Below are 18,873 nucleotides of genomic sequence, written 5' to 3' on the forward strand. Positions count from 1 at the left end.
TGCTACCTGATCGGCTTCAAGGCGCTGGCCGCGGCGGTGGTCGGCGGCATCGGCTCGGTGCCGGGGGCGATGCTCGGCGGCGCCCTGCTGGGGCTGGTGGAGACCTTCTGGTCGGCCTATTTCGCCATCGCCTACAAGGACATCGTGGCCTTCGGGCTGCTGACGCTGTTCTTGATTTTCCGGCCGCAGGGGTTGATGGGGCAGGCACGGGGCAGGGGGGATTAGGGAGTTGTCGGCTGGCGATGCCCCCACCTAACCTCCCCCGCTCTCAGCGGACCTATGGTCCGCCTGTCGCGTCAGCACAAAGCATGGCTTTGTGCGAGAGCTGGGCGGGGAGGGACTGCCTCCACTCTCCCGCATCAGTACCAGTCTCCTCCTCCGCCCAGCGGGGGAGGATTAAGGTGGGGGTCTAACTTACTCGGGCCGCTTGACCTTACAGCACCCGAACGTCCGCCAGATGCCCCGTCACCGCCGCCGCCACGGCCATCGCCGGGCTGACGAGGTGGGTGCGGCCGCCGCGGCCCTGACGGCCTTCGAAGTTGCGGTTGGAGGTGGACGCGCTGCGCTCGCCGGGAGCCAGGCGGTCGGCGTTCATCGCCAGGCACATGGAGCAGCCCGGCTCGCGCCACTCGAAGCCGGCCTCGGTGAAGATCTTGTCCAGACCCTCTTCCTCGGCCTGCTCCTTGACCAGCCCCGAACCGGGAACCACCAGGGCGCGCACGCCCTCGGCGACCTTGCGGCCCTTGGCGACCTCGGCGGCGGCGCGCAGGTCTTCGATGCGGCCGTTGGTGCAGGAGCCGATGAAGACGGTGTCCACCTTCACCTCGGTCAGCGGCTGGCCGGGGGTCAGGCCCATGTAAGCGAGCGAGCGCTCGACGGCGGCGCGCTTGCCGGCATCGGCGATCTCGGCCGGGTTCGGCACGGTCGCGGTGATCGGCAGCACGTCTTCCGGGCTGGTGCCCCAGGTGACCTGCGGGACGATGTCGGCGGCGTTCAGCACGATGGTGGCGTCATAGACCGCACCCTCGTCCGACGGCAGCGTCTTCCAGTACTGGACGGCCTGCTCCCATGCGCCGGCCTTCGGGGCCAGGGCGCGGCCCTTGACGTATTCGAAAGTCTTCTCGTCCGGGGCGATCAGGCCGGCGCGGGCGCCGCCTTCGATCGCCATGTTGCAGACGGTCATGCGGCCTTCCATCGACAGGTCGCGGATGGCGTCGCCCGCGAATTCGATGACGTAGCCGGTGCCGCCGGCGGTGCCGATCTTGCCGATGATGGCCAGCACGATGTCCTTGGCGGTGACGCCCGGATTCACCTTACCGTCCACGCGGATCAGCATGTTCTTGGCCGGCTTCTGCAGCAGGGTCTGGGTGGCCAGCACATGCTCCACCTCCGACGTGCCGATGCCGAAGGCCAAGGCGCCGAAGGCACCGTGCGTGGCGGTGTGGCTGTCGCCGCAGACGATGGTCGCGCCGGGCAGGGTGAAGCCCTGTTCCGGGCCGACGATGTGCACGATGCCCTGGCGGACGTCGTCCATCGGGAAATAGCGGACGCCGAAGTCGCGGGCGTTCTTGTCCAGCGTCTCCACCTGGATCCGGCTTTCCTCCTCCACGATGCCCTTGGAGCGGTCGGTGGTGGGGACGTTGTGGTCGGGGACGGCGAGAGTGGCTTCCGGACGCCGCACCTTGCGGCCGGCGACGCGCAGTCCTTCGAACGCCTGCGGGCTGGTCACTTCATGGACCAGATGGCGGTCGATGTAGAGGATGCAGGTGCCGTCGTCCTGGCGATGCACGACGTGGCTGTCCCAAATCTTGTCGAACAGAGTGCGCGGCTTGGACATCGGAAAAACTCTCTCTCGCGGTACGACAGGCGCAGAACAATCGGAGGCCGCACCATAGCCTTGTGTCGCGCCGGGGACAAGCGCGGCCATACGTCTTTCGCCGCAAGCCTGTCCCCCGCAACATTCTATCGCGCTAAGCCCTTACGGCAGCATCTTGCCGGGGTTCAGCAGACCGTTGGGATCGAGCGTCGCCTTGATGGCGCGCAACATGTCGAACTCCACCGGCCCCTTGATGACCGGCATCTCGTCCTTCTTGAAGCGGCCGACGCCATGTTCGGCGGAGATCGAGCCGTCGAGCTTGAAGATCACCTCGTTGACGACGTGGCAGATCTCGTCCCAGCGGTCGAGATAGGCCTTGGTGTCGGCACCCTCGGGCTGGCTGAGGTTGAAGTGGATGTTGCCGTCGCCGACATGGCCGAAGGGGGTCGGGCGGATGCCGGGGCAGGACTTTTCCACCGCGGCCTCGGCCAGTTCGAGGAACTCGGCGACGCGGGAAACCGGGATCGACACGTCGTTCTTGATCGAGCCGCCTTCGAACTTCTGCGCCTCGACGATGGCTTCGCGGATGAACCACAGCTGCTTGGCCTGGGCGTCCGATTGGGCCAGCGTGGCGTCGGTCGCCAGTTCCGCCTCGAACGCCTCGCCCAGCGCGGTCTCCACCGTCTCCTGGAAGGAGTCGGACTTGGTTCCGGCGGTCAACTCGGTCAGGACGTACCAGGGCGACGGCTCCGACAGCGGGTCAATGGTTCCGGCGACATGCTTCAGCGCGAAATCCAGGCAGCGGCGCGACATCAACTCGAAGGCCGACACCGCGTCGCCCGAGGCGGCGCGCAGGCGGGCCAGCAGCTCGATGGCGGCGGCGGGGCTGGGCACGGCGACGAAGGCGGTGATCGACTGGCGCGGGCGCGGGAACAGCTTCAGCACGGCGGCGGTGACGATGCCGAGAGTGCCTTCGGCGCCGACGAACAGGTTCTTCAGGTCGTAGCCGGTGTTGTTCTTGCGCAGCCGGCGCATGCCGTCCCAGACGCGGCCGTCGGCCAGAACCACCTCGAGCCCCAGCACGAGGTCGCGGGTGTTGCCATAGCGCAGGACGTTGATGCCGCCGGCGTTGGTGGAGATCAGGCCGCCGATCTGCGCCGTGCCCTCCGCCCCCAGGCTGAGCGGGAACAGGCGGTCGGCGTCGGCCGCTGCCTCCTGGATGCTGGTCAGCACCACGCCGGCCTCCACCGTCATGGTGTAGTTCAGCGTGTCGATGTCGCGGATGCGGTTCATGCGCGACAGGCTGAGAACGATTTCGCGACCCTCCTCATAGGGGATGGAGCCGCCGACGAGGCTGGTGTTGCCGCCCTGTGGGACGATGGGGATGCCGGCCTCGGCGCAGATTTTGACGACCGCCGCGACTTCCTCGGTGCTGGCCGGACGGACCACCGCCGGGCTGTTGCCCTTGAAGCGCCCGCGCCATTCCGACAGGTAGGGCGCCATGTCGGCGGCGTCGGTGAGGATGCCGGATGGGCCGACGATGGCGCGGATCTGGTCGAGAGCGGCGGCGATGTTGGTCATGGCGCGGAGTCCGGCAGATGGAGGTGGAGGCATCGAAACGCGACACTTCTACAATCTAGCCGGCCCCATTTCCATGCAACTGTTGCGCAGACCTGCCGCCACGGGAGGGTTTAGCTCCGCGGGGCTGCCGCCCGGCGCAGGCGGTCGTTGATCGCCAGTCCGAGCCCTACCTCCGGGATCGGCATCACGGCGATGCGCTTCGCTCCGCTCTGGTCGAGGCTGCGCAGGTGGGAGAACAGGTTGGCCGCGGCCTCGTTCAGGTCGCCTTCCAGGCTCAGGTTCAGGCGGGTGGTGCCGCCGAAGACGAAGCGGTCGGGACCGAAGGTCAGGAACGCCTCGTCCTCTTCCGCCGAAGACGCGTTCAGGCGCACCGCAGCGTTGGGGGCGTAGTGGCTTTCCAGCTGGCCGGGCGATTTCGGCGCGGTCGGGTCGCCGGCCGACAAGCGGATCGGACCGATCAGCCGTTCCATCTCGTCGGGCAGCACGGCGCCGGGGCGCAGCAGCACCGCCTCCGGGCCGGTCAGGTCGATGACGGTGGACTCCAGCCCGACCATGCATTTGCCGCCGGCGACGATGGCATCCACCCGGTCGCCCAGGCTTTCCAGCACATGATGCGGCGTGGTCGGGCTGACGGCGCCGGAGCGGTTGGCGCTGGGGGCGGCGATCGGCTTGCCGGCGGCGCGCAGGATGGCCTGGGCAACCGGATGGTTGGGCACGCGGATGGCGATGCTGTCCAGCCCGGCGCTGACCAGCAGCGACAGGGCGGAGTTGGCCGGGCGCGGCACGACCATGGTCAGCGGGCCGGGCCAGAACTGCGTCGCCAGATCGTGGGCGCGGTCGTCGAACAGGCCCCAGGAGTGGGCGGCGGCCAGATCGGGCACATGGACGATCAGCGGGTTGAACTGCGGCCGGCCCTTGGCGGCGAAGATGGCGGCCACGGCGCGGTCGTCGGTTGCGTCGGCGCCCAGGCCATAGACCGTCTCGGTCGGGAAGGCGACCAGACGGCCGGCGCGCAGCAGCTCGGCCGCGCGGGTGATGCCGGTGGGGGTGGCCGGGATCAGCGCCGGGCGCTTTTCACCGGTATCGGGTGCGGAATGGTCGGTCACGGCGTCTTTCTAGCCAGCGCGACGAGGCTGTCAATGATGAAGGGGGTCAATTCGCGCGGTTGCACCGGTGCCATGCCCAAGGTTATGAGGGGAGTGCGCAATCAACCAACACAACATGATGGGTGCGGGCATGACGGGCAAGGTCTTCACCGTGGCGCAGCAGAAAGGCGGCGCCGGCAAGACCACGCTGGCCGCCCACCTCGCCATCGCCTGGGCGCAGCTGGGGTACAAGGTCGCCACCGTCGACATCGATCCGCAGGGTAGCCTGACACGCTGGCATGCGGTGCGGTCGGAGGCCACCGGCGGTCAGCCCGGCTTCACTCATGTGCAGATCACCGGCTGGCGCACCCAGGCCGAGGTGGAGAAGCTGGCGAGAAGCCACGACATCGTGGTTGTCGACAGCCCGCCCCATGCCCAAACCGAGGCGCGCATCGCCGTCCGCGCCGCCTCGCTGGTGATTGCGCCTGTGCAGCCGAGCCCGATGGATCTGTGGGCGGTCCACCCGACCATCGATCTGGCCGGGCAGGAGAAGCGCCGTCTGCTGCTGGTGCTGAACCGGGTTCCGCCGCGAGCCCGCATCGCCGATGAACTGATCGCCAAGGTGCATGAGCTTGTCGACCCGCCGGCGGTGGAACTGGCGGCGGCGCAGGTCGGCAACCGCACCGCCTATGCCGGCACGTTGATGACCGGGCTGTCGGTGACGGAGGCCGCTCGCAAGACCCAGGCGGCGGCCGAAATGCAGGCGCTGGCCGAGGAGATTCTGGGGCGGGTTTGAGGGGGAGGGAGAGGTTGGTATCGGGGGAATGAGACCCCCACCTAACCTCCCCCGCTCTCAGCGGACCTTCGGTCCGCCTGTCGCGTCAGCACAAAGCATAGCTTTGTGCGAGAGCTGGGCGGGGGAGGGACTGCCGCCACTCTTCCGAACAAGCGCTTGTCCCCTCCCCCGCCCAGCGGGGGAGGGTTAGGGTGGGGGTCTAGCGCCGCAAAGCGCCCCCCAACCTCACTCCTTGAACTCACCCATCGCCGACTGGATGTAGTTCGGCAGACCGATGTCGTCGATCAGGCTCAACTGGGTTTCCAGATAGTCGATGCGCTCTTCCGACTCTTCCAGCAGTTCGGACAGTTCGTCGCGCGACACGTAATCGGCCTTCTCCTCGCACACGGCGATGGCGTGGGCGATGCGGTCGCGGGCCTCGCGCTCGGCGGCGAGGTCGCTGGTCAGAATCTCCGGCACATCCTCGCCGATGTGCAGCTTGCCGAGGTCCTGCAGGTTGGGGATCGCCTCGATGAACAGGATGCGTTCGATGATTTCGTCCGCGCTCTTCATCACTTCGATGGAGGCGTGATACTCCCACTTGCCCAGGGCCTTGACGCCCCAGTTCTTCAACATGCGGGCGTGCAGGAAATATTGGTTGATCTGCGTCAGCTGGTCCTTGAGGACGACCTGCAGCTGGGCGATGACGTCGCTGTTGCCTTTCATGGTCCGTCCCCCTCTCAGCTCGGGAAGCCGCCCATGGCCGACTGCAGGTAGTTCTGCAGGCCGAGCATGTCGATCAGGCGAAGCTGCTGTTCCAGCCAGTGGGCGTGGTCTTCCTCGGTGTCGACCAGCAGTTCCAGCAGGATGCGGCGGGTGTCGTAATCCTTCACCTGCTCGCAATAGGCGATTGCCTCCTTCAGGGCGGCCACCACCTCATATTCCAGGTTCAGGTCGTTCCGCATCATCTCCGGAACGGTCTTGCCGATGTGAATCGGGTCGCGGCTGGCCACGTCGGGCGTGCCTTCCAGGAACAGGATGCGGCGGATCAGCTTGTCGGCATGCTCCAGCTCCTCCACCCGCTCGTGCGAGATGCGCTCGCTCAGCGCCTTGAGGCCCATGTCCTCCATGGTGCGCGCATGGGACAGATACTGGTCGGCCGCGCTCAGCTCGCCGGTGAGCAGCTTGTTCAAACGGTCCAGGACCCCTTGATCGCCTTGCATGGTGGCATTCTCCGAAATAGACGATTTGTCGCACCTTGGCACAACTGAAGGACTCGCACAATAAAAATATCCCTTTGGAATAGAGATGTAGTTGATAGTCACTATCAATTGGCGCGGAATCCGGATGCCCAAAATACAGTCAGCCCCGCTTCCCTGTTTTGCGAATCAATGTCAATTGCGATTGGAGAGGATTGCGGCGAATTCCCCGCCTCGGATTGCGGTTTTTGACTTGCACCGGCCCAGAGATGCTTGAGCGGGAGAGCAGGCCCGCCCGCTTGCCGGTTCCCCCCACGCAATCGGCAGGGCAATCGCATTTGAAAACCATGTTCCATTGAAAGGACTTTCGTCATCCCCGCGAAGGCGGGGATCCAGACTTCGCAGAGCGAATCCGGTGGAAGAGCCTGGATCCCCGCCTTCGCGGGGATGACGGGTTTCCTTGGTAGGGAGCACGATCTTCATATGCGATTGCCCTGACGCAATCGGGCCGCCGCATTGAGACAGGAGCCGTTCCGTGCTAACAGACCGCGGGATTTCTCCGACCCTGCTTCGCCCTTCTTTCCAACGACAGCCGGATTGCGGCCATGACGACGACCTCCTCCTCGGCTCCCGCCTCGGAGTTTCTGCGCACCCTGCAGGAGCGTGGGTTCATCCATCAGTGCACCGATCTCGCCACGCTGGACGAGCGGGCGCAGAAGGGGCCGATCGTCGCCTATATCGGCTTCGACTGCACCGCGGACTCCTTGCATGTCGGCAGCCTGCTGCCGATCATGATGCTGCGCTGGCTGCAGAAGACCGGCCACAAGCCGATCGTCCTGATGGGCGGCGGCACCACCAAGATCGGCGACCCGTCCGGCAAGGACGAGGCGCGCCAGCTGCTGACCGACGAGGTCATCGCCGGCAACATGGCGGGCATCAAGCGCATCTTCGGCCGCTATCTGACCTTCGGGGACGGGCCGACCGATGCGGTGATGGCGAACAACGCCGACTGGCTGGACGAGCTTAAGTACATCCCGCTGCTGCGCGACATCGGCCGCCATTTCACGATCAACCGCATGCTGTCCTTCGAATCGGTCAAGCTGCGGCTGGACCGCGAGCAGCCGCTGACCTTCCTCGAATTCAACTACATGATTCTCCAGGCCTACGACTTCGTGGAGCTGAAGCGGCGCTACGGCTGCAGTTTGCAGATGGGCGGGTCGGACCAGTGGGGCAACATCGTCAACGGCGTCGAACTCGGCCGCCGCACCGACGGGGCGGAGCTGTTCGGCCTGACCACGCCGCTGCTGACCACGTCTTCCGGCGCCAAGATGGGCAAGACCGCCGCCGGTGCGGTGTGGCTGACCGCCGACAAGCTCGGCAGCTACGATTTCTGGCAGTACTGGCGCAACACCGAGGATGCCGATGTCGGCCGCTTCCTGCGCCTCTACACCGAACTGCCGCTGGACGAGGTCGCCCGTCTGGAAAACCTGCAGGGCGCCGAGATCAACGAGGCCAAGAAGATCCTCGCCAACGAGGTGACGAAGCTCGCCCATGGCGAGGAAGCTGCGCTGGAGGCCGCCGAGACCGCCCGCCGCGCCTTCGAGGAAGGGGCCGCGGCCGAGGGTCTGCCCAGCATCGAGGTCGCCCGCGCCGATCTGGAAGCCGGGATGCCGGTGGTGGACCTGCTTGTGTCGGCCGGTCTGGCCGCGTCGAAGGGCGAGGCCCGCCGGCTGATCAAGGGCGGCGGCGCCAAGCTGAACGACGGGCCGATCGCCGACGAGACGGCGAAGGCGACGGCGGCGGACCTGAACGCGGATGGCGTCGTGAAGCTCAGCGCCGGCAAGAAGCGGCATGCGCTGGTGAAGGTGGGGTGATGAGCGCTGGCGGTTTGCCGCGTTAGACCCCCACCTATCCTCCCCCGCTCTCAGCGGACCTACGGTCCGCCTGCCGCGTCAGCACAAAGCAAAGCTTTGTGCGAGAGCTGGGGGGGAGGGACTACCGTCGCCTTTCCGAACAAGTACTTGTCCCCTCCCCCGCCCAGCGGGGGAGGGTTAGGGTGGGGGGCTAGCGCGGCAAGAGGGCCGACGCCTCACCTCGTATGCGCTTCCGGCGGCGGTTTGGTGTCGGGCATCGGCGTGCCGTCGCCGCCCAGGAAGAACAGGTTGCGCAGGAAGCCGGGGGCCAGCACCGCCAGCGGGTTGACCGACACGTCGGGGTCGGACAGCGGCCCCTGGACATGCCATGTGGCGGAGAAGATGCCCTGGCCCTCGCCGCCGCTCAGCACGTCGCCCAGCAGCGGGATCTGGCCGATCAGGCGGTTCAGGCCATAGACCGGTACGATGGTGCCGCGGAGGTTGGCGGTCTCCGTCTCCAGATCGACCTGTCCCTCCAGCGTCAGGCCGAGCGCCGAGCCCGAGGTGCGCAGGTCCTTCAGGGTCAGCAGGCGGCCCTCTTTGCGGAACTCCGCCGACATGCGGCCGAAATTGATGCCCTTGCCGCCGCCCAGCAGCTCGGCGAACCCCGATGGCGAGATGGCGTTGAGGATGCGTGCCAGGGCCGGCACGTCGAGCAGCGTGTAGTCGAGGATTTCCGCCTTGCCGACGATGGCGGCATCCGCCCGCGGCTCCACCGACCGGCCGGACAGGGTCAGCCGGCCGCCGCGCATGCGGTCGTTCAGGTCCATCGCCTGCAGGGCGGATCCCAGATCGTCGGCGGTGATGGCGAGGTCATAGACGCCCTGCGCCCCCGGCCGCCATTTCATCGACACGCCGCCGCCCTCGCTGCGCCCGGTGAGGTCCAGCAGGGTCCAGGCCGAGGTGTCGCGCCGCATGGTTCCGGCGACCTGCCGCAGCCGCCGGCCCTCGCCGAACACCACCGAGTCGAACTTGATGGCGACGTCCAGCGGCGTCTTGCGTCCGTCGCCGCTCCGGGCCTTTTGCGGGTCGGGCGTGACGGCGCCTTCGCCGGAGGGCGTCTTGCCGGTCAGGCCGCGGGCGTCCAGGCTGCTGCCGGTGATGGTGCCGGCATAGCCGCCGGCCGGACCGCCGGGCTTGGCGGGGGGCAGAACGGTCAGGTCGGCGCGCAGGTCGGTCCGGCCCAGCTTGAAGCTGGGAGTCTGGATCTTCGCCACCCGCTTGCCGCCATCGGCCAGTTCCAGGTTGGTGACGGCCTTCAGCCCGCCGGCATCGACGGTCAGGTTGCTGATGCGGGTCGGCCGGTCCTTGTCGAACTCCAGCGTCAGCTTGCCGGTGCCGGGCTTTCCGGGCGGCTTGGCCCAGGCCAGCTCCTCGATGGACAGCCGGGTCTTCTCCAGGTTCAGGTTCGCCGTCAGCGCCAGTTTGTGTTTGCGGTCCACCGTGAACAGGATGTCGGCGCCGAAGGGACCCTGCACCCGGTCTTCCAGGTCGATGCCGTGGGCGCGCAGGTCGTCGGCGGTGGCATCGCCCTTCACCGCGATGCGGGTGCGCGGACCCTTGGCCGTGCTGTCGAAGGATTCGTTCCAGTCCACGGTCACGGGGATGCCGTCCAGCTTGGTGGCGCCCTTGATCTGCATGGCCTTGAGGTCGAGCGCCAGCGACAGCTCGCCCTCGGTGGCGTTCATTCCGGCCGCCACCTTTTCCACCGCCACCTTGTGCAGCTTTCCGGCCACCTCCAGGTCCAGCTGTTCGACCTTCAGGTCGACCAGCAGCGGGAAGGCGAAGTGAAGCTGCGCTTCCGCCGTGCCCTGGGTGCGCTTCGGGTCCATCTCCAGCTTGGTGGGATAGCCCAGCGGCGGCATGTCGATCAGGGTCAGGATGGAGCGCACCGGCCCCTGGACCGGAATGCGGATGTCCATCGTCTCCTTGCCGGTGTCCAGCCCGCCGATCACCACCTTGCCGTCGCCGATCTCGATGTCGCCCGATTTCGGATCGGCGATTCGTCCGCCCTTGGTCTGGATGGTGAAGGTCTGGCCGTCGGTGGTCGCCTCCATTCCGGCGCCGGTCACCGGCGTAAGGTCGTGGAAATAGCGGACGCTGATGTCCTCGCCGGCCATGGTCGCCAGAAAGCGCGTCATCTCCGGCTCGGCCGGCCGGTCGAGCGGCAGCGACAGCGCCACCTCGGCGCGCGCCTCCGTCACCGTGCCGCGGGACAGGTTGGTGGTCACCCACTCCCGCGCATTGGGGCCGGCGATCTTCGGCCAGTAGCGGCGCAACTCGTCCAGCGCCATGCCACGCGCGCTCGCCTGCGCCTCCACCGCAATGCGGTCGCCCCGGCGCAGGGCGGTGCCGCTGGCCTCCACCCGCGGCTGCGGCCCGCCGGCTTCGCCAAGCACCGCCGTCAGGCCGTCCAGTTCGATGCGGTCGCGGTCGCCATGCAGGCGCAGCCGGGCCGACTCGACGGGCACCGGCCCTTCGAACAGGTCCGCACGGTGCAGATGCCCTCGGCCGGCGGTGAGGTCGGCCTTGCCGGAGGTCGGTTGCAGGGACGGATCGAAGGCGATTTCCACGGTGCCGGACAGCGGCAGGGCGGCGGCCTTCAGCGGCTCCAGCATCGGGGCGATGCCGGCGAGCGCCGCGGGAGTGACGCCGGTCAGGCGCGCCGCGGCGCGCCCGTCCTTGCCGGGTCCCTGCTGCCCCGACAACTCCAGCCCGGCGGTCCGGCCGCCGGCGGTCAGCGACAGCGATGCCTGGAGGTCGCGGCCCCGGCCGGTCTCCGTCAGCGCGCCCCGGCCGTTCAGCGTCAGCGGTTCGCCGCCGTCCGCAGACGCCGCCATCAGCGACAGGTCGTCCAGGCGCAGTCGCCGTCCCGGAACGTCCAGGCTGCCGCGCAAGGCCACGCTCTGCACGGCGAGCGGTTCCGGCCGCAGGGCGGGCAGTGCGACGGTGCCGGCACCGCCGCGCAGGTTCAGGTCGAGCGTCGACGGCTCGAACCGGGGATCGAGCCTCGCCGTGACCGTGCCCGACAGCGGAAGCTTCACCGCGGCCAGCGGGGCCAGCGCCGGCCCGACCTCCGCCAGCGCCGCCGGCTCCAGGCCTTCGACGGACAGGGTCAGGTCGGTGGTGGAGTCGGCGACGTTGAAATGGCCGGAGGCGGCGACGGTCACCGGGCGCCGGTTCGCATCCCCCTGGTCTTGCGTACCGAGATCGAGGGTCAGGCGGGCGCGGCCCTGGGCGCCCTCGGCGTCGCGGGTCAGGATCATGTCGGCGCGGGTCGCATGCCAGGAAAGATCCAGCATGCGGTTCTCGATCCGCAGATCGGCACCCACCACCGAAAGCCGGCGCAGCAGCCCCAGCGGCCGGTCGATGTCGGGCGGCCGGCGCAGGCTGTCCAGCGCCTCGTCCAGCAGGTCGGGACCCTCGCTTTCCCGCTTCTGCACCGAGTCCGTGTCGGACCGCACGTCGAAGGCGATGCTGCCGTCCGCCCGCCGCAGCACGCTGAGGCGCGGCCGGACCAGATCGAGGCGCGTCGGCGACAGCGTGCCGCGCAGCAGCGCCGCGACGGAGAGGCCGATACCCATCTCCGGCACCGCGGCCAGCTCCGCCCCTTCGGCATTCAGCGCCTGCACCCGCCGGGCACGCAGGTCGAGACGCCGTCCGCCGCCGCTTTCCAGCGTGTCCTCATCCTCCAGCGACAGCACCAGCTCGCCGACATCGATGCGGAACCGGCCGTCACGGTCGCCCAGCGCCTCCTCGACATAGGGGATCAGCGGGTCGAGCGCGATCGGCCCCTGCGACAGCCGCCAGGCGAACAGCCCGCCCGCCGCCAGCGCCACGGCCCCGATCCCGGTCAGCGTCAGGCCGAGAATCTTCGCAGTGCGCCGGATCATCGGGCACCATGACGGGAGGAGAGGGGGAGGGAGGAGAGGGCGCGCGAATCGGCCCGATTGACGTTCTCTCCCGACGCGTGCAGCTTTCTGCACATGTTTTGAGCAGGAAAGATCGTTCCCATGTCCAGCCCCGTCCCGTTCCCCGCCCCCTTGCCGAAGCCCTTCGACGCCGCGCAGGCGGCGCTGGGGGTGGAGCGCTGGCGCCAGCAGGCCGCCGCCGCGGAGCCGGAGACGCGGGCCTGGGCGGAGGCTTTCGCCGATTCGGAACCCGGCCGTGCACTGGTCGATGCGGTGTGCGGCAACAGCCCGTATCTCGGCCACATCCTGACGCGGGAACTGCCCTTCGTCCGCCGGGTGATGGAGGACGGGTTCGACGCCGGCTTCGCCGGGCTGATCGCCGCGCTCCATGCCGAGCATGACGGGGAAAAGTCGATGGACCGGCTGATGGCCGGGTTGCGGGTGGCGAAGCGGCGGGCGGCGCTGCTGATCGCGCTGGCCGACATCGCCGGGGTGTGGCCGCTGTTCCGCGTCACCGGCGCCCTGTCGGAGCTGGCGGAGACGGGGGTGCAGCTGGCCGCGAATTTCCTGCTGCGCCGCGCCGCGGAAGCGGGGACGCTGACGCTGCCGGATCCGCAGCGACCGTGGATCGGCTCAGGTCTGATCGTGTTGGGCATGGGCAAGCTTGGCGGGCGCGAACTCAACTATTCCAGCGACATCGACCTGATCGTCCTGTACGACGACGCTGTTGTGCAGACGCCCCAGCCGGACAACCTCGCGCGAACTTTCATCAGGCTCGCACGCGATCTTGTCCGCATTATGGATGAACGCACCAAGGACGGCTACGTCTTCCGCACCGACCTTCGGCTTAGGCCGGACCCCGGCGCCACGCCGCTGGCGGTTTCCGTTTCGGCGGCCGAAATTTATTACGGCAGCGTCGGCCAGAACTGGGAACGCGCGGCGATGATCAAGGCCCGCCCCATTGCCGGCGACCCGGAGGCGGGGGCGTCCTTCATCCGCTTCCTGGAGCCCTTCGTCTGGCGCCGCAACCTGGATTTCGCCGCCATCCAGGACATCCATTCGATCAAGCGCCAGATCAACGCCCACAAGGGCCACCGCGAAGTGACGGTCAACGGCCACGACATCAAGGTCGGCCGCGGCGGCATCCGCGAGATCGAGTTCTTCGCCCAGACCCAGCAGCTGATCTTCGGCGGCCGCGACCCGCGCGTGCGCATCGCCCCGACGCTGATGGCGAACGAGGCGCTGCGCGACGTCGGGCGCGTGCCGGCCCAGACGGTGGAGGATCTTGCGGGGGCCTATCATTTCCTGCGCCGTGTCGAACATCGCATCCAGATGATCGACGACCAGCAGACCCACCGTATTCCCGCCGACGATGCCGGGGTGGCGCATCTGGCGGCATTCCTCGGCTATGACGACCCGGACGCCTTCCGGGCGGAACTGCTGGCGACGCTGGGGCAGGTCGAGGACCGCTATGCCGAACTGTTCGAGGAGGCGCCGTCGCTTTCCGGTCCCGGCAACCTCGTCTTCACCGGCACCGATCCCGATCCCGGCACGGTGGAGACGCTGAGCGGCATGGGCTTTGCCGACGCAGCCCGCGTCATCAACGTGGTGTCGGCCTGGCACCGCGGCCGCTACCGCGCCACCCGCTCCGGCCGGGCGCGGGAGCTGCTGACGGAACTGACGCCGGCCCTGCTGAGCGCGCTGGCCAAGACGCCGGCCCCCGATGCGGCGCTGATGAACTTCGACGATTTCCTCGGCAAGCTGCCGGCCGGCGTCGGGCTGTTCTCCCTGTTCGTCGCCAATCCCTGGCTGCTGGAGCTGGTGGCGGAGATCATGGGCATCGCGCCGCAGATGGCGAAGACCCTGTCGCGCAACCCGTCGCTGCTGGACGCCGTGCTGTCGCCGGACTTCTTCGATCCGCTGCCGGGCAAGGAGGACGGGCTGGCCGACGACCATGCCCGCGTGATGGCGGCGTCCCGCGATTTCGAGGATGCGCTGACCCTGTCGCGGCGCTGGACCAACGACCAGCGCTTCCGCGCCGGGGTCCACATTCTGCGCGGGATCACCGATGGCGACCGCTGCGGCGCCTTCCTGGCCGACCTCGCCGACATCGTCGTTCCCGACCTTGCCCGCCGGGTGGAGGAGGAGTTCGCCCAGCGCCATGGACGCATTCCCGGCGGCGCCTGGGTGGTGGTGGCGATGGGCAAGCTGGGCAGCCGGCAGCTGACCGTCACGTCCGACATCGACCTGATCGTGATCTACGACGTGGCGCAGGGCCAAGGGGGCGGCGAGGGACCGCGCCTCTCCGACGGCGCCAAGCCGCTGTCGCCCAACGAGTATTACATCAAGCTGACCCAGCGGCTGACCAACGCCATCACCGCCCCGATGGGCGATGGGCGGCTCTACGAGGTGGACATGCGGCTGCGTCCGTCCGGCAATGCCGGGCCGCTCGCCACCTCGCTGGACGCCTTCCTGAAATACCAGACGACCGACGCCTGGACCTGGGAACACATGGCGCTGACCCGCGCCCGGGTGATCGGCGGCGATCCCGCCCTGGCCGACCGGGTTTGCACCGCCATCCGCTCGGTGCTGACGGCGCCGCGCGATGCCGACCGGCTGCTGTGGGACGTCGCCGACATGCGGCGGCGAATCGAGAAGGAGTTCGGGACGACCAATGTCTGGAACGTGAAGTATGCCCGCGGCGGCCTGATCGACATCGAGTTCATCGCCCAGTACCTGCAGCTGCGTTTCGGTCATGAGCGGCCGGACATCCTGCACATCGGCACCGCCAAGGCGCTGCAATGCGCCGCCCGCACCGGTGCCCTGGATGCGGACGTGGCGGCGGATCTGGAAGCGACGCTGCGGGTCTGGCGGCGGGTGCAGGGTTTCCTGCGGCTGACCACCGCCGGGGTGCTGGACCCCAACCAGGTGTCGCCCAGCCTGCTGGCCGGGCTGGTCCGCGCCGGCTTTCCTGGCGAGCGTGAGCCTGGCGCTGTTGACTTCCCCGAACTGGACCACAGAATCCGTGCCGTCGCCGCCCGCGCCCATGGTCATTTCAAGGCCCTGGTCGAGGAACCGGCGGGCCGTCTGGCCCCACCCAACACGACCACGCCTCCGGCCTGAGGGCCGGATCCACCCGCCGCTTCCCCAGCCGGCAAGAAGAAGGACATTCGAGCAGCCATGACCGTAGACGTCGGATCGCCCGCCCCGGACTTCACCATGCCGACCGACGGCGGGGGCAGCGTCACGCTGTCGGCCCTGCGCGGCAAGCCGGTGGTTCTGTATTTCTACCCCAAGGACGACACGTCGGGCTGCACCTCGGAGGCCTGCGGCTTCCGCGATCAGCTGCCCGACTTTTCCGCCGTCGATGCGGTGGTGATCGGCGTGTCCAAGGACAGCGTCGCCAGCCACGACAAGTTCAAGGCCAAGCATGAGCTGACCTTCACGCTCGCCTCCGACACAGACGGCAGCGTCTGCGAGGCCTACGGCACCTGGGTCGAGAAGAGCATGTACGGACGCAAATACATGGGCATCGACCGCGCCACCTTCCTGATCGACAAGGACGGCGTGGTCCGCAACGTCTGGCGCAAGGTGAAGGTGACCGGCCATGTCGCGGCGGTGCTGAAGGCCGTGCAGGCGCTGTAACCTGTCGCGTGAAGGCGGGGTTCCATTTTCTCCCGGCATGAACCGTACGGGATGGGCACCCCGCCGCCCCGGCTATTCCTCCGGCGCGAGGGTTTACGCCACAAGGGCATTTTTAGAATCGCCCCAAAACTGCATACACTCCGTGCATTCCCGCACCAGTGGCCGCGCAACCCACCGCGGTTTTGGTCCTTCGGCTGCCCCAGGGATGCACCATCAATGAACGTTGCGAACATTGCCCGGCGCCTCGTCGCCGGAGAGCTTCATTATGCGCTCGGCCGCTTCGAGTCGATCCGGCGCGGTTACAGCGCCTTGCGCCGCCTGTCCCCGCGGTCGCGGCAGCGTGCCCCGGCCGGCCCACCCGTCGCCTTGCCCACCCTTCCGGTCAGCCTGTTCGCCGGCCAGACCGCGGAGCGGGCGCTGGCCGACCTGCGTCGCGACTCGATCGCCATGGGCTTCGACCTGCCCTGGGCGATGGTGGAGGAGATGGTGGAGTTCGCCACCCATTCTCCCCTGCAGCGGCGGCTGCGTGACGAGCGTATGTTCTACCGTCACGACGTGCACAAGGGCCGGCTTGCCGACGGCTCGCCCGCGGTGATGGGCATCGTTCCCGATCCGCTGGACTGCCCGGCGGTGCGCCGGGTCTGCCGCGACCCGCTGCTGATGGAATGCGCCGGGGCCTTCCTGGGATTCCGTCCGACCAAGATCATCCCGCGTCTGTTCTGGAGCTTCGTCACCGACGCCAGCGACGCCGAGCGCCGGCAACTGGGCCAGACCATCGACTGGCATTTCGACGTCCACGACTTCCATTTCTGCTCGGCCCAGTTCTACCTGACCGACGTCAGCCCCGGTGCGGGGGAGCATGAGCTGGTCCGCGGCAGCCACCACGGCAAGTCGCTGCGTATGCTGCTGGGCTCCGCCAATGCCCGCGACGAGGAGCTGTTCGCCCGCTTCGCCCGCGACCGCATCCTGCTGGTGGAGGGGCCGGCCGGCACCGGCTTCCTGGAGGACACTTCCTGCTACCACCGCGCCGTGCCGCCGGCCAACCGCGACCGGCTGATGCTGCAGCTTTGGCTCAGCTAGCTCCAAAAGCCTGAAGTCTGTCGGATGCTTTGATAAGCGTCCGACAGATTCTAGACTGCGCCCCCTCACCAAGGCGGGCGCGGAGCGGACGATGAAGAACCGGGAGGGAAATGTCGGGGAGGGGCTGCGGACCGTCGTCGGCCTGATGAGCGGCACGTCGATGGACGGCATCGACGCTGCCCTGCTGCGCACCGACGGGCGTGACCGGGTGGAGGCGCTCTCCTTCCTGACCATCCCCTATGACGACGGCTTCCGCGCGCGGCTGCGCGGCTGCCTCGGCAGGACCGACCATGGCGGGCCGGTGGCGGAGGTCGAGCGCGAGCTGACCGACGCCCATGCCGACGCGGTGCGTCGTCTGCTGGATCAGGCGGGCGTCGCGCCGGCCGAGGTCGAGCTGATCGGTTTCCACGGCCACACCATCCATCACGACCCGGACCGGCGGATCACCCGGCAGATCGGCGACGGCGCCCGGCTGGCTGCGGCGACCGGCATCGCCGTGGTCAACGACTTCCGCAGCGCCGACGTGGCCGCGGGCGGCCAGGGGGCACCGCTGGTCCCGCTGTTCCATCGCGCGCTGGCGCATGGCCTGCCACGCCCGCTCGCCGTCCTCAACATCGGCGGCGTCGCCAACGTCAGCTGGATCGGTCCCGAGACTTCGGAGTCGGAGGGAGAGGCGGAGGCCGTGGCCTGCGACACCGGGCCGGGCAACGCCCTGATCGACGATTGGATTCTGCGCCATGGCCTCGGCCGCTTCGATGCCGGCGGGGCGCTGGCGGCAACCGGCCAAGTGGATGGTCCGGCGCTGGCCGCCCTGATGGCCCATCCCTGGTTCGACCGCCCTGCGCCCAAGTCGCTGGACCGCGACGCCTTCGACCCCGCGCCGGTGGCCGCCCTGTCCGTCGCCGATGGCGCCGCGACCCTGACCGCCTTTACTGCCGACTCGGTCGCCCGTGTGGTGGCCCACCTGCCGGCCCCGCCGGTGCGCTGGCTGGTCTGCGGCGGCGGCCGCCACAACGCCACGCTGATGGCGATGCTGGCCGACCGGCTGGGGGTGCCCGTCGACTCGGCCGATCTGGTCGGTTGGGACGGCGACGCGCTGGAAGCCCAGGCCTTCGGCTATCTCGCGGTGCGCAGCCGGCTCGGGCTGCCGCTCAGCCTGCCGGCGACCACCGGCGTGCCGGCCCCCCAATGCGGGGGCGTGTTCCACCCGGCCGGCTAACCCGACGCCGACTCCAGCAGATCCGCCAGCGCCGCCTGCTGGTCCACCGCGCGGAAGTCGGTCTTGCGCTCCGTCGCGGCGGCAAGGCGGCGGCGGTATTCGGTGCGGGGAATCTCGACGGCGCCGAAGCGACAGAGATGTTCGGTCACGAACTGGGTGTCGAGCAGGGCAAATCCGGCGGCGCGCAGGCGGGCGACCAGATGGACCAACGCCACCTTGCTGGCCCCGGTCTCGCGGCTGAACATGCTTTCGCCGAAATAGGCGCCGCCGATCGACACCCCGTAGAGCCCGCCGACCAGCCGGCCGTCGCGCCAGCATTCCACGCTGTGGGCGAAGCCGGCGTCGAACAGTTCGCCGTAGAGACGGATGATGTCGTCGTTGATCCAGGTCTTCGGCCGATCCTCCGTCGATTCGGCGCAGCCTTCGATCACGGCGCGGAAGGCGCTGTCGAAGCGCAGTTCGAACGGGCCGCGGCGCAGGGTCTTGCGCAGGCTGCGCGGCACATGGAAGGCGTCCAGCGGCAGGATGCCGCGGCGCTCCGGATCGAACCAGTGGAGTTCCCGCGACTCCGCGCTTTCGGCCATCGGGAAGATACCGGCGGCATAGGCGCGCAGAAGCATCGGGGCGGACAAGGTGAACATGCCGATGA

General features: G+C 68.6%; 13 protein-coding genes and 1 pseudogene. 7 read left to right on the forward strand and 7 right to left on the reverse strand.

The annotated features are described in order from the left end of the window. A pseudogene (locus F1643_RS19670) lies at positions 1-225 on the forward strand (branched-chain amino acid ABC transporter permease); the annotation flags it as partial. A gap of 208 nt (positions 226-433) precedes the next feature. On the opposite strand, the gene leuC reads toward F1643_RS19670, so the two are convergent. The 3 genes from leuC to F1643_RS19685 form a co-directional block, all read right to left on the reverse strand. Then, on the reverse strand, positions 434-1,837 hold the full coding sequence (gene leuC / locus F1643_RS19675; protein WP_194914952.1) for a 3-isopropylmalate dehydratase large subunit: 1,404 nt from the start codon (positions 1,835-1,837) through the stop codon (positions 434-436). Positions 1,838-1,978: 141 nt separating this feature from the next. Then, a complete protein-coding gene (locus F1643_RS19680; protein ID WP_194914955.1) occupies positions 1,979-3,397 on the reverse strand; it encodes an FAD-binding oxidoreductase in 1,419 nt (472 codons plus the stop codon). A gap of 110 nt (positions 3,398-3,507) precedes the next feature. Beyond that, complete coding sequence (locus F1643_RS19685; RefSeq protein WP_194914956.1) at positions 3,508-4,503, reverse strand: L-threonylcarbamoyladenylate synthase; 996 nt, start codon at positions 4,501-4,503, stop codon at positions 3,508-3,510. A gap of 130 nt (positions 4,504-4,633) precedes the next feature. On the opposite strand from F1643_RS19685, the gene parA reads away from it, so the two are divergent. After that, entirely contained in the window at positions 4,634-5,278 is a 645-nt protein-coding gene (gene parA, locus F1643_RS19690) for a ParA family partition ATPase (protein WP_194914957.1), read from the forward strand. Between the two features lie 225 nt (positions 5,279-5,503). Here the strand turns inward: parA and bfr (F1643_RS19695) are convergent, their stop codons facing one another. After that, on the reverse strand, positions 5,504-5,983 hold the full coding sequence (gene bfr, locus F1643_RS19695; protein WP_194914958.1) for a bacterioferritin: 480 nt from the start codon (positions 5,981-5,983) through the stop codon (positions 5,504-5,506). A gap of 14 nt (positions 5,984-5,997) precedes the next feature. Further along, positions 5,998-6,480: a bacterioferritin gene (gene bfr / locus F1643_RS19700; protein WP_149222295.1), complete on the reverse strand. Its 483-nt coding sequence runs from the start codon at positions 6,478-6,480 to the stop codon at positions 5,998-6,000. Between the two features lie 581 nt (positions 6,481-7,061). On the opposite strand from bfr (F1643_RS19700), the gene tyrS reads away from it, so the two are divergent. After that, the gene (gene tyrS / locus F1643_RS19705; RefSeq protein WP_194914959.1) at positions 7,062-8,330 is read left to right on the forward strand and encodes a tyrosine--tRNA ligase; all 1,269 of its coding nucleotides are present in this window, start codon (positions 7,062-7,064) and stop codon (positions 8,328-8,330) included. 215 nt (positions 8,331-8,545) lie between these two features. On the opposite strand, the gene F1643_RS19710 is transcribed toward tyrS, so the two are convergent. Next, complete coding sequence (locus F1643_RS19710) at positions 8,546-12,262, reverse strand: DUF3971 domain-containing protein (protein ID WP_194914960.1); 3,717 nt, start codon at positions 12,260-12,262, stop codon at positions 8,546-8,548. 120 nt (positions 12,263-12,382) lie between these two features. On the opposite strand from F1643_RS19710, the gene F1643_RS19715 reads away from it, so the two are divergent. The 4 genes from F1643_RS19715 (at position 12,383) to F1643_RS19730 (ending at position 18,224) form a co-directional block, all read left to right on the forward strand. Beyond that, positions 12,383-15,403 carry a bifunctional [glutamine synthetase] adenylyltransferase/[glutamine synthetase]-adenylyl-L-tyrosine phosphorylase gene (locus F1643_RS19715; RefSeq protein ID WP_194914961.1) on the forward strand — a complete coding sequence of 1,007 codons (3,021 nt, stop codon included), beginning with the start codon at positions 12,383-12,385 and terminating at the stop codon, positions 15,401-15,403. A 57-nt stretch (positions 15,404-15,460) separates the two neighbouring features. After that, positions 15,461-15,925 (forward strand): thioredoxin-dependent thiol peroxidase, encoded by a 465-nt coding sequence (gene bcp, locus F1643_RS19720; RefSeq protein WP_111067034.1) that lies wholly within the window; start codon positions 15,461-15,463, stop codon positions 15,923-15,925. 216 nt (positions 15,926-16,141) lie between these two features. Then, entirely contained in the window at positions 16,142-17,005 is an 864-nt protein-coding gene (locus F1643_RS19725) for a hypothetical protein (RefSeq protein WP_194914962.1), read from the forward strand. A 91-nt stretch (positions 17,006-17,096) separates the two neighbouring features. Then, on the forward strand, positions 17,097-18,224 hold the full coding sequence (locus tag F1643_RS19730; protein ID WP_194914963.1) for an anhydro-N-acetylmuramic acid kinase: 1,128 nt from the start codon (positions 17,097-17,099) through the stop codon (positions 18,222-18,224). On the opposite strand, the gene aat is transcribed toward F1643_RS19730, so the two are convergent. After that, the gene (aat, locus tag F1643_RS19735; protein WP_206692587.1) at positions 18,221-18,865 is read right to left on the reverse strand and encodes a leucyl/phenylalanyl-tRNA--protein transferase; all 645 of its coding nucleotides are present in this window, start codon (positions 18,863-18,865) and stop codon (positions 18,221-18,223) included. The genes F1643_RS19730 and aat overlap by 4 nt on opposite strands. Positions 18,866-18,873: the final 8 nt, after the last annotated feature.

This window comes from Azospirillum sp. INR13 (genome assembly GCF_015390205.1).
Lineage (GTDB): Bacteria > Pseudomonadota > Alphaproteobacteria > Azospirillales > Azospirillaceae > Azospirillum.

Bases quoted from the DNA above. Each gene is read 5' to 3' on its own strand.
- F1643_RS19715 (WP_194914961.1), top strand. From the start codon at position 12,383: ATGTCCAGCCCCGTCCCGTTCCCCGCCCCCTTGCCGAAGCCCTTCGAC.
- leuC (WP_194914952.1), bottom strand. From the start codon at position 1,837: ATGTCCAAGCCGCGCACTCTGTTCGACAAGATTTGGGACAGCCACGTC.
- F1643_RS19710 (WP_194914960.1), bottom strand. From the start codon at position 12,262: ATGATCCGGCGCACTGCGAAGATTCTCGGCCTGACGCTGACCGGGATC.
- bfr (WP_149222295.1), bottom strand. From the start codon at position 6,480: ATGCAAGGCGATCAAGGGGTCCTGGACCGTTTGAACAAGCTGCTCACC.
- F1643_RS19730 (WP_194914963.1), top strand. From the start codon at position 17,097: ATGAAGAACCGGGAGGGAAATGTCGGGGAGGGGCTGCGGACCGTCGTC.
- parA (WP_194914957.1), top strand. From the start codon at position 4,634: ATGACGGGCAAGGTCTTCACCGTGGCGCAGCAGAAAGGCGGCGCCGGC.
- F1643_RS19680 (WP_194914955.1), bottom strand. From the start codon at position 3,397: ATGACCAACATCGCCGCCGCTCTCGACCAGATCCGCGCCATCGTCGGC.
- aat (WP_206692587.1), bottom strand. From the start codon at position 18,865: ATGTTCACCTTGTCCGCCCCGATGCTTCTGCGCGCCTATGCCGCCGGT.
- bcp (WP_111067034.1), top strand. From the start codon at position 15,461: ATGACCGTAGACGTCGGATCGCCCGCCCCGGACTTCACCATGCCGACC.
- F1643_RS19725 (WP_194914962.1), top strand. From the start codon at position 16,142: ATGAACGTTGCGAACATTGCCCGGCGCCTCGTCGCCGGAGAGCTTCAT.
- bfr (WP_194914958.1), bottom strand. From the start codon at position 5,983: ATGAAAGGCAACAGCGACGTCATCGCCCAGCTGCAGGTCGTCCTCAAG.
- tyrS (WP_194914959.1), top strand. From the start codon at position 7,062: ATGACGACGACCTCCTCCTCGGCTCCCGCCTCGGAGTTTCTGCGCACC.